The 10,093-nt window shown below is 55.8% G+C and carries 9 protein-coding genes and 1 pseudogene; 3 read left to right on the forward strand and 7 right to left on the reverse strand.

Features of this window, described 5'->3' with window-relative positions:
* Both glyA and nrdR read left to right on the forward strand, forming a co-directional pair.
* The coding region (glyA, locus tag B3F77_RS05820; RefSeq protein ID WP_293604049.1) for a serine hydroxymethyltransferase at positions 1-796 on the forward strand (796 nt) is incomplete at its 5' end.
* Positions 797-907: 111 nt separating this feature from the next.
* A complete protein-coding gene (nrdR, locus tag B3F77_RS05825) occupies positions 908-1,357 on the forward strand; it encodes a transcriptional regulator NrdR (protein WP_293604050.1) in 450 nt (149 codons plus the stop codon).
* Positions 1,358-1,381: 24 nt separating this feature from the next.
* Here nrdR and B3F77_RS05830 read toward each other — a convergent pair whose 3' ends face one another.
* The 7 genes and pseudogenes from B3F77_RS05830 to B3F77_RS05855 form a co-directional block, all read right to left on the reverse strand.
* Positions 1,382-1,807 carry a type IV pilin protein gene (locus tag B3F77_RS05830; protein ID WP_293604051.1) on the reverse strand — a complete coding sequence of 142 codons (426 nt, stop codon included), beginning with the start codon at positions 1,805-1,807 and terminating at the stop codon, positions 1,382-1,384.
* A 77-nt stretch (positions 1,808-1,884) separates the two neighbouring features.
* Entirely contained in the window at positions 1,885-6,528 is a 4,644-nt protein-coding gene (locus B3F77_RS05835) for a pilus assembly protein (RefSeq protein ID WP_293604052.1), read from the reverse strand.
* 24 nt (positions 6,529-6,552) lie between these two features.
* Positions 6,553-7,173 (reverse strand): pilus assembly PilX family protein, encoded by a 621-nt coding sequence (locus B3F77_RS05840; RefSeq protein ID WP_293604053.1) that lies wholly within the window; start codon positions 7,171-7,173, stop codon positions 6,553-6,555.
* 20 nt (positions 7,174-7,193) lie between these two features.
* Positions 7,194-8,297: a PilW family protein gene (locus B3F77_RS05845; protein ID WP_293604054.1), complete on the reverse strand. Its 1,104-nt coding sequence runs from the start codon at positions 8,295-8,297 to the stop codon at positions 7,194-7,196.
* An 18-nt stretch (positions 8,298-8,315) separates the two neighbouring features.
* Positions 8,316-8,408: pseudogene (locus tag B3F77_RS20905) on the reverse strand (prepilin-type N-terminal cleavage/methylation domain-containing protein); the annotation flags it as partial.
* Positions 8,405-8,929 (reverse strand): type IV pilus modification protein PilV, encoded by a 525-nt coding sequence (gene pilV, locus B3F77_RS05850; protein WP_293604055.1) that lies wholly within the window; start codon positions 8,927-8,929, stop codon positions 8,405-8,407. The pseudogene B3F77_RS20905 and the gene pilV, both read right to left, overlap by 4 nt.
* An 8-nt stretch (positions 8,930-8,937) precedes the next feature.
* Positions 8,938-9,573, reverse strand: a complete 636-nt coding sequence (locus B3F77_RS05855; protein WP_293604056.1) for a GspH/FimT family pseudopilin — start codon at positions 9,571-9,573, stop codon at positions 8,938-8,940.
* Between the two features lie 79 nt (positions 9,574-9,652).
* Here B3F77_RS05855 and ribD point away from each other — a divergent pair.
* Positions 9,653-10,093 (forward strand): bifunctional diaminohydroxyphosphoribosylaminopyrimidine deaminase/5-amino-6-(5-phosphoribosylamino)uracil reductase RibD (gene ribD, locus B3F77_RS05860; protein WP_293604060.1); only part of this gene is annotated, 441 nt, incomplete at its 3' end.

The raw sequence follows: 10,093 nt of genomic DNA on the forward strand, positions 1-10,093 counted from the left end.
GGAAGAGATCGACTACGACGCCATGGAGCGCAAAGCGCACGAAAGCAAACCCAAGCTGATCATTGCAGGCGCTTCCGCCTACAGCCTGCGCATCGATTTTGAGCGTTTTGCCAAAGTCGCCAAAGCCGTGGGCGCCATCTTCATGGTGGACATTGCCCATTACGCAGGGCTGGTCGCGGCAGGCGTGTACCCCAATCCGGTGCCGCATGCCGACATCGTGACATCCACCACCCACAAGAGCCTGCGCGGCCCGCGCGGCGGCATCATTTTGATGAAAGCCCAGCACGAAAAAGCCATTAACAGCGCCATCTTCCCCGGCCTGCAAGGCGGCCCGCTGATGCACGTGATTGCAGCCAAAGCCGTGGCCTTCAAGGAAGCACTGGCGCCCGAATTCAAGACTTACCAGCAGCAGGTTCTGAAAAACGCGCAAATCGTGGCCGAAACGCTGACGCAGCGCGGCCTGCGCATCGTCAGCGGTCGCACCGAAAGCCATGTCATGCTGGTCGACCTGCGCTCTAAAGGCATTACCGGCAAGGAAGCCGAGGCCGTTCTGGGCAGCGCCCACATGACGATCAACAAAAACGCGATTCCCAACGATCCCGAAAAACCGATGGTCACCAGCGGCGTGCGCATTGGCACACCCGCCATGACCACGCGAGGCTTCAAGGATGAAGAAGCGCGTGCCACAGCCCACCTGATTGCCGATGTGCTCGACAACCCGCGCGATGCCGCCGCTCTTGAAGCGGTTCGCACCAAGGTCCACGCGTTGACGACTCGCTTTCCGGTTTACGGCTAAACACGATAGCGGCCACGCAGCTATTATTTTGATAGCTGCTTGCGCTTATGTGTATTGGGCTAGAGGCATAAAATGCTTAAAACTTCAGGGCTTTAAGCCCATCAGATCCTCATGAAATGCCCTTTTTGCGGTCATCTTGAAACCCAGGTGGTAGAGACTCGCGTCACTGAAGAGGCAGATTTCATACGCCGCCGTCGCCAGTGCGGCGCGTGTGGAAAACGCTTTACCACCTACGAACGGCCCGACGTCAACTTTCCGTCCATCGTCAAAAAAGACGGACGCCGCACCGAGTACAAACGCAGCAAAATCATGGAGTCCATGACCCTGGCGCTGCGCAAACGGCCGGTCAGCACCGAGCAGGTGGACTCGGCGATCGAGCGCATCGAAGAAAAGCTGTTGACCCTGGGCCTGCGCGAACTGCCCTCGGCCCGTATTGGTGAACTGGTCATGCGCGAGCTCAAAAAGCTCGACAAGGTCGCCTATGTGCGCTTTGCCAGCGTATACCGGAGTTTTGAAGACATTGACGAATTCAAGACGCTGGTGGATGAGGTGCGGCGTTGAAAAGTCGTCACCCGCCGAGCATGTTTAGCGGTTCCAGCAGGTTGCAGCGTCGCCTAGGCTTTGGTCCTTGACGCCAAGATTTGTCAGCGTCAAATTGCCACAAACGCTGTCAGTCCAATCGCTGGGGGTAGCGGTGAGGGTAAAGGTTAAGTCGTCTGGAGCCACTAGCGTGATGTCATAACGCTTGGCACCTTCTGCTGGCGACACTTGCAGCCTGGTTGGCAATGCAGGGGCATTGTTGCTGGCATCCCGATACTTGAAGTTGCTAGAGCGATAACGCTCCATGAACTGCGCGGCTTCAAGCAAAACAGTTTTTGCATTGGCGCGCTGACCTCGCTCAATATAGGCCCGGTAGGACGGCAGCGCCACCGCAGTCAGAATTCCGATGACGGCGACAGTGATCATAAGTTCAATCAGCGTAAAGCCGCGAATTCGTTTGATTGAGTTCAATTTTTAGTTCCCTCACGCTGATAGTCTGCACAAAACCGGCTACTCCCATAAATACAAGCAGCCGGCCCTTATGTTGATTACTTGAGCTGGCGCCACACTTGCCGATTCGACGTGGCTGGAGACACCGGATTGACCAACCCGACTGAAATAACGCGTGTCGTTCCTTCGACGCCATTGATCGTGACGGTTTGCGTGCCACCAGTCCCGGTCGCGAACGAGGTCGTGGAGATGGTACTGTTAAAAACAGTTTGACTGATATATAGCGTTGGTGCACCGCCGTCCTGCAGCACGAACACGCCGCGCGGGGAACCACCACGTATGCGCATCGAATTGTCGTTAATGCCATTGAAGACCTTCCTGTAGCCGCCGGTCATCGCGTCTATTCCGGTAATCCAGGCATCCAGACCCGCTTCACACTCAGCCGTGCTCGGCACAATGGAGGTGAACAGGAACGCATCCACCAGACCTGCTACCGTGTAGCGAACTGGCGGCGCGATGACACGCTCTCCTGCAACCACGTTGGCGCCCGTCAACTGAACGACCCAACCTTTCTTTCCCGCCACGGTAAACCAACTGGGTGAAGCAGCAGCAGAGGTCGTCCGGACATCACTCCCGGCTGTCGTGGAAATTGTCATCGAGGACAAGTCTGCGTCTACTGCAAACGCGGACGTATTTGAAAAGTTAGTTAAGTCATCATAAATTCCGTACAAGGCCTGTACCGTGGTTGTCGCTGGGTCGGCAGCACTCAGGTAACTGCCCGTTCCAAAGTAGATCATCTTGCCACCGGCAGTAAGAGGGCTCGCAGGTGCAGGGCCGACCTTGATTTCAGCTGTGATGGGCTGCCCGGTCGGCGTGGAGTAAACCAGCGCGCCCGTTGACGGCCAACTAGACATGGTCGAGTTAGAAAGATCAAACCGCCAGATATGTCCCTTATAGTCCGCCCCATAGACATACTCGATCGTGTCTTGGTTGCCCGAAGTTTTCCGGACGATCACAGTCGAACCCAAGCCGTTACCAGTCATCGCGTTATTGGTGGGAATGATCTTGAGGATTGCTCCATCCGTCAGCCTCACCACATACAGATTGGCGGTGCCATCTGCGCTGTTGTAACCATTGCCAAAAATTGCCACCCAAGTCCCATTTGCAAGCTTTCCAATGCCGGGCCTACCCATGACGTTTCCAAAGGTGGTTCCAACCCCCGAGGACGACTGGTTGATTTCCCACAAGATGCTGTTGGCCGTGTAAATTTTTGAGCTGGTATTGATCGCAAAGACCGTCTGGGCACCGTCGCCGCCGGCAGCAACGGCAATACTTCGCCAAGCCAGTGTGGCATCACCCGGCACCGCGATCTTCGCGTGCCCCAGTCCTATTGAACCATCCACCAAGTTGCGATGCTGGTAGCCTGGGGCCGACAGGTCCTTGATATTGGTGCGCGCTGCTTGCGGCATGAAACCCAGCAATTCGCCACCACCGGTTGCATCAGGTTGCGCGTCAAAAACATGGAAAAATCCATCATTGCTGCCAACAGCCAGTGTTTCAAAATTAATGCCAGCTAAAAAAGTGCTGTAGCTGGCATCACTGGCCGCATAGCCGTCGTCTTTCTTTGAGATGATTTGCGGGTCGGAATTGACGATATCGCCGAGCACAGAGCCAAACTCCGAGCCGGACGTCGTGCCCCGATTGCGGAAGCTGCCGCCTTTTCGCTCTTCCCCGCTCTTGTCTCCAAGCAGGTAGGCATAAATGGCTGCGCTTCCGAAATCTGTTTGCTCCGGATTCGGATTCGCAGCTGTAGGGGTAGCCGTGGACGTCAATGAACTGAATCCAGTGGACGTAAGCGCGAATGGCGCATTGCTGCCGCCACGACCCAAAAACAAATTGGTGCGCGAAGCTGGAGCTGGAATGAGCGATGAAGCTTCCCAAATGGGCGTGTTGGACAAAGTGCCAGTGGTCGCTACCGGGAAGGCATACAAGCGCGATGACCAGGTTAACGAATCGTAGTTGGCCTGATAAATGGCGGCAGAACCAAGGCTGCGCTGTCCCACACCCACCACACTGGTGCTGGCGACGGCAGCCAGCGCAGCGGCAGCCCGAAACGCCTTGCCCATCTGGGCGGGCAAATTAGAGGGATTGCTGATTTTGAAATAGTTGGTGGGATCGCCCTTCGCATCGAGCACGCCCGCCCCACCGTATTTGGCTGCATACCAGAGCGGATCATGCGGGATAAAACTCCCGGCAGCAGAGGGTGTAGTGGACAGGGAAAATACTCTGGAAGTCGTGGTGCCATAAGTAGGAAGCGGCGTTGAATTTAAGGAGCTCGTGGCCGATTTCGGACTTTGCCCAGGTCGCGTGTCAAGATAATAAACGTCCCCGGTATCTCCCGAGTACCGAAGCGACCGCGAATCCAGATACAGCCCATCATTGGTAGTTCCTGAAATGACGTAGCCCGAGTTGGACTGAATGCCGCCCGGGCTTGGATCCAGTTGCGTCAACTTCACGGTCAGATTCGAGCCGCTCAGTGAAATGTCATATTGCACTTGAGCATCAGTCTCGTTATCTGTACCCTGATCAGAATCGGAAAAGGTCACAATAGCCGTTACAGAAGTGGGTGTGAAGTCCTTGTAATAGAAACCCGTGATCGCTCCGGTAGCCTGGTATTGACCGGGGGTTTTATTGGCCGTGTAAATTGCCTTGGAGAGCGGGACAATCGACACCTTGCCGCCCAAAGGGTTGGGGAACTCGATTTTTGGCGTCAGGCTACCCAACGCGACCGACAGCGTATCCACCTTGGTCCTTACATTGGCAGTATCTGCTGGCGTTCCCGGATTGGGCCCTACAACCATATTCAAGGGCGAACTGCTTGGCACGAACGATGATCGTCCAAAACTGGCGACCGCGGCGGAATAGTAACTGCCCTGCGATTGCGTTTCATCAGGGGCATGGCCGCGAATCTGGGCAAATGAACTGGCCGACTTGGCAGTGGGGTTTCCATCAAAAAACGTACCCGACTGCCCAATGTAAATGTTACGGGTTCCCAAGCCTTCGGCAGTCCAGATGGAACTCGCCTCTGTCGAAACATTCAGTCCAGTCAGATCATTGGCGCCCAAGGCGGTTCCAAAACCAGGGGTGGGCGTCGAAAAATAAGCCCCTGGAAGCTGATCAGAGTCAAAACTTGTCAACGGATCTGCAATCACCATTTGTACGGGTCGCGAGCAAATAGGGTTGCCGCCGCTGGCCTTGGGGCGGTAGGGGTTCAGCCAGGTGGGAGGCGAAGAAAAACCCATGAGGGAATCGGCACTTGTGCCTGAAGCAACACCATTTGAGTAGACTGGCGTTGATGCGGATTTGCCCGAGAGGTATCTCAAACTCTCGTACATCATTTCACCTATAGGCGCGCCCCAGGATTTGCAATCGCCCTGATTTCGGTTGCTGGTGGTTTTATAGCCACAGTCGTAGCTGGCTCCGTTCCAGCCGTGAATAGTTATTCTGTCAATGGTCCTGGCGATGCCAATGTAGCCATCGCTCGTCGTAACAAACTGCCCAGTGGCAGGGTTAATTTCTTCGCTAAAACTTGCAATATTGCGACGCAATACACCGCCAGAGTAGTTGTTCTGATAAGAACCCGTAATCAAACCAAACTTCAACTGGTCATTAACCGAATAGTCGTGCAATGTTCCCGTTGGTTTCCATACTGTTGGACTGCTGGCTGGATAACCCGTACATCCGGCCTCGCGCACGCCCCCAATCGGGACGCATGCTTCAACTCTGAGGGTTAGGTCTGTGGCCGCCACGGAAGTGCCGCCCCCGCCTTTTACAAAGTTGGCTGGATTGCTACCGATGCCCTGGATAACGTCCGCAGAAGCCCACATCCAGATTCTTTCCTTGACCAGGTCCGCGTTGGTGATGTAGCGCAGAACGGGTGCCGTACTGGATGACGGAAACGGATAACCCAAATTTCCGTTGGGGCTCACCACCACAAATAAATGGTGCTTGGTAGCGCTGCTGGGCGCAGGCAAAGTGGTGTACTGCGTGATGTCATAGCTGTCCCGATCAGCAGGCCTGTAATCCTTGCCCCAGACATGGCTGTCTTTGGGTATGAACGCCCCCTGCAACACCGTGGAAGTGAAGGACGGACTCCCGGATGTGGTTGAGTTGTCCGTCACCCGATAGCCGCCATATAGTATGCGGCGCAAGGCATCCATCCGGGAAGTAGTGGCCCAGTTGAGCCAATTGCCGTTCCAGCGCTGTGTCCCGCCGGCGTTGCAGCCGGTGGCTGTGGCGAGCGCCACGGGCCTGAAAACCGGATTATTGGTACCGCTGGTTTTGTAGTCGTAGCAGCGATTCGAAACGAAATTTCCGTAGTAGGTAATACTGGGTTTGAACCCGACATCGACCACGCCATCGCCATCGATATCGCTGGTGTCGTTGTAAGCCGCATAAAAAAGCCGATGATCTCGACTCATGGTCAGCATCACCAACCCGGGCGCGCTCTTTAACGCAAGCAGCGGAACCTGTGCCATGTTGACCGTCGTCTGCGCGATGGCCGCCCGAAACGGCGCGCCACTCAGCAGCACCAGCAGGCACGCCAGCCCCAGCCGCAGCATCCGTGCACTCCCGGAAGACACACCCCGGACGGCTGTGCTCCCGACCTTGAGTCGCTCTTTTTTCTGAAACAACCCGTCCGGCGCGTGCTCGAGCATCGAAAAATCAAGTTGTGTGTTCATGGCTAAATCTCCTGACTTCACTAACTAGGGGGTGGTGGTTGTTTTGCTGTAAATACTCTGCAATACAACCTCAGCCTGACCTGAGCCCCCGGTACTTCTGGACGTCACCCGGTAATTTGATACCGTGGTCACGGGGCCGGGGCCACTTGTAACCTGCGAAAGCAGTTCAATCACGTACTGGGCATTCTGAGCGTTGTTGGCATACTTGGTCGCGACGGAAGCCGAACAAATGGTCCAGCTAAACACTGCTTCAGTCGTGCAAGTCGAGCTTGCAGGCCCGGGACCCTGCGTCCAGTAGTTAGTGTTGCCGCCGTTGGGAAGCGGCGTGGCGTAATACCCGGTGCCACTCAATGAACCCGCCTCAATGGCTGCCAGCCCCTCTTTACCGCCACTTTCAGCAGATTGAAACGATACATTGCGATCCATTGCATTGCCGGTCATACGCTCCGAGAGCGTGGTGTTGCGAAAACCAATCAGGCTGATCACCGTAAGCATCACGAGCAGGATGAGCCCGACCAACAACGTCATGCCGCGTTGCTTGCGGCGAATTAATATTGATGACGAAATACGGGTTTTCCCCATATATAACGGAAATATATTGCTATGTTTGTTATAGCAATTTATGGCGCAATGCTTCTTGGTCATGATTAAATTGGCACCCGGTTTCACCGTGCGGCCACCCGGTTGCGCATGACAACAGTGGTCGAAAACTCCTTACGGAGCCGGTTGGCGGAGGCTCCTGTAGGCGCGGTGTAGGTTTGCCCAAGCAGTGTGGGCACCGTCAGCGTCACCTCGGGATTCGCATTGTCCTCGGAGCTGACCATCATCAGGCCAATCCGCACGGACACGACGCGGGACCAATCGGTCACAGTGGCTGCGCTGGTTCGCCAAACATCAGCCACAAGGGTTGGCACACCCGCCACATCGGTGGTGTTTTCACCGTAGTTCAGTTGCATGGCTTCAACGTTTGAAACCAATTCTTCTGCATTGAACCGCTTGTTTCCGTTGAAAAATACACGGTACAAGCTCGGTGTGCTGGCACCTGTACGGGTTGCGATGTAATAAAAACTCCATTCGGCTGGCATCACGATGGCATCGGTGCCAAACAACATACTTGATGTGAAGGAACCAACGCTGTTGCCCATTGCCGTACTGTGGTCAATGCTGATCACACCGCTGCTGACCGTGATCTTGCCGTTGAAAATACTGGAGGACGAGCAGTCTGAGACGATGAATGTGTAGATGCCACTGTTGGTGCCGCTGACGGCATTGCTCCAGCCATAGGTATCAGCGGCCAGGGTCAAGTTTGAATTGGCTGCAGCCATTGGGACACTGACAGATACGCCTTTGGAACTTGCCCCGGCAAATAACAAACTGTCACTGATTGTTGAAGGGGCAGGATTTGTTGTCGCAACCATTCCGGTGGGAATGCCGTTGTCAAATCCACGAACAAAATTAAGCGACGTAAAGGGCTGCTGTGTAACTTCCAGATTGGTGGTTTCAATTTGCCCCAGAGGATTAGCTCCGTAAAAACCGCTGGTGTTATCGGGACTGGTGGTGACGCCTGGGCTGGTGGGGCTGCCTGACGCCAGGACGCTGCCCGGGTAATAAATGATGGACGGACTAGTGACTTTGTTGATCCCCACGCATCCTGCAGACCCCGCCATTCGCAAATCCCTTGCCATCGAGTCCAGCGCAAACGTGGCATCTTCCTGCAGTCTGCCGGTTGTTTCCTGAAAACGAAACGACTGCTTGGCCGCCACATACACGGAAGACAACCCTACCAGGACAGCCAGCCCGAGTACCAGTGCAACAAGCAGCTCAATCAGCGAAAGCCCCCGCTGGAGGCGTCGCTCGGCAAAGTGCTCTGTCGTTCTCATAGTCGCAGTTCAAAAGAAACGGTTTTAAAGGCAGTCGCCGCATTGTCCGTGCAGGCGGTTCGGTCGGCATCATTCAGCGTACCCAGACAGTTACTCCAACGCACCGTGATGACCACCTTTCGCAGCGTGTTGTCAACGGTAATCTGGCCATCGCCCTGCGGCAACTGGGCAGCCAGCGCCTCCAGCCAATCCTTCTTGTCCTTCATCGCAATTGTCACGGGGCTGCTCGGTGGGGTATCCGCATAGGTCGTGATGTACTCACTGGTTGCAGAAACCCCCACCACTGGATTGGCGCGGATTCGATCGGCCATGTCCGCCGCCAGTTGGCTGGCCTTGGCCATGGCTTCCGAGCCGGACGCGTTGGACACACCATTCACCAAAAGCCCGGCAATACCCAGCAGGCCAAACGACAAAATGACCATGGTCACCATGACTTCAATCAGACTGAACCCCGCGTGGCCATGCCTCCATCCGGAGGAAAGCTGGCGAGCAGAGGTTGACAAAATATTTGAGCGTGCCATTTTGAAATTCAGTCAGACGACGAACACACGGCGGAACTATCCACGCGCGCCGCCCGAACCCGCCCCGTGTTATTGACAATCAGACAATATTTCTGACTGGTGTCGTAAAAAAACCAGAACGACCGGTTGACAACGCCTGCGCCTGTCACATCAATCATTCGACCTTGTCCGTTATAGGAAAAGTACTTAAGCGTTCCGGTCTGCCCGACACTGATGGGGCCGGATGGCGCGCCCACAACATCCAGTCGCGTCCAACCCGTCGCGCTGGTATCGTCAGTGGTTGGACCAAGGCCTCCATGCGCATCAGTGGTCTGGTCAACGAACACCGTCCAGCCGTTGAGCCAACTACCGGCGGTACCATTCGCGGCGACCGTCACCCGTGCGTCAGATCCTCGCTTGACAGCCTCCGAGCGCGCCAGACTTAATGAAACCTGCAACGCCGACGACGCCGCGGCCAGCCGGTTGTTTCGCAGGAGTTTGGTGAAGGAGGGGGCCGCAAGCCCAGCCAGGATGGCCACCATGGCCACCACAACCATCAGCTCAATTAGTGAAAAGCCATTCGCGCGCAAATGCTGGCCCGCAGACAATTTTGGGCGAAGAGAAGCACGCGCCAAGGCAATAACGGAGGAATCTGGACCAGTCATGTCCGCCATACTACCGATGCTTGGCGAAGCTGCGGTTACAGTACTGACGAACGGTTACGTGCAATCGCCAAACGGTAACATGACCAAACTGACCCCCTCCACAGACCCATCCGGCAAAGTCCGCCTCGCATTGCAACTGGCATCCAGTGCGCGGGAATTCACCTCGCCGAATCCAAGCGTCGGCTGTGTCATCACCTCAGCTCAAGGAACGATGATCGGTCAAGGCCATACCCAGCGCACTGGTGGCCCACATGCTGAAATCGTTGCCCTGCACGATGCCGTCGCCCGGTGCCATTCAGCGGTCGGCGCTACCGCCTATGTCACGCTGGAGCCCTGTTCGCACCACGGGCGCACCGGCCCGTGCTGCGACGCGCTGATTGCCGCGGGCATTAAAAAAGTCGTTGCCTCGATTGCCGACCCCAATCCTCTCGTATCAGGTCAGGGTTTCGAGCGACTTCGGGCAGCGGGCATTGAGGTCGAAGTCGGTCCAGGAGCCGCCGAATCACGCGAGATCAACATC

Origin of the sequence: Polaromonas sp. UBA4122, from assembly GCA_002381615.1 — a bacterium.
GTDB lineage: Bacteria > Pseudomonadota > Gammaproteobacteria > Burkholderiales > Burkholderiaceae_C > Polaromonas.

Coding starts and splice junctions, on each gene's coding strand:
- nrdR (WP_293604050.1), top strand. CDS start 908: ATGAAATGCCCTTTTTGCGGTCATCTTGAAACCCAGGTGGTAGAGACT.
- B3F77_RS05835 (WP_293604052.1), bottom strand. CDS start 6,528: ATGAACACACAACTTGATTTTTCGATGCTCGAGCACGCGCCGGACGGG.
- B3F77_RS05840 (WP_293604053.1), bottom strand. CDS start 7,173: ATGACCAAGAAGCATTGCGCCATAAATTGCTATAACAAACATAGCAAT.
- pilV (WP_293604055.1), bottom strand. CDS start 8,929: ATGGCACGCTCAAATATTTTGTCAACCTCTGCTCGCCAGCTTTCCTCC.
- B3F77_RS05855 (WP_293604056.1), bottom strand. CDS start 9,573: ATGACTGGTCCAGATTCCTCCGTTATTGCCTTGGCGCGTGCTTCTCTT.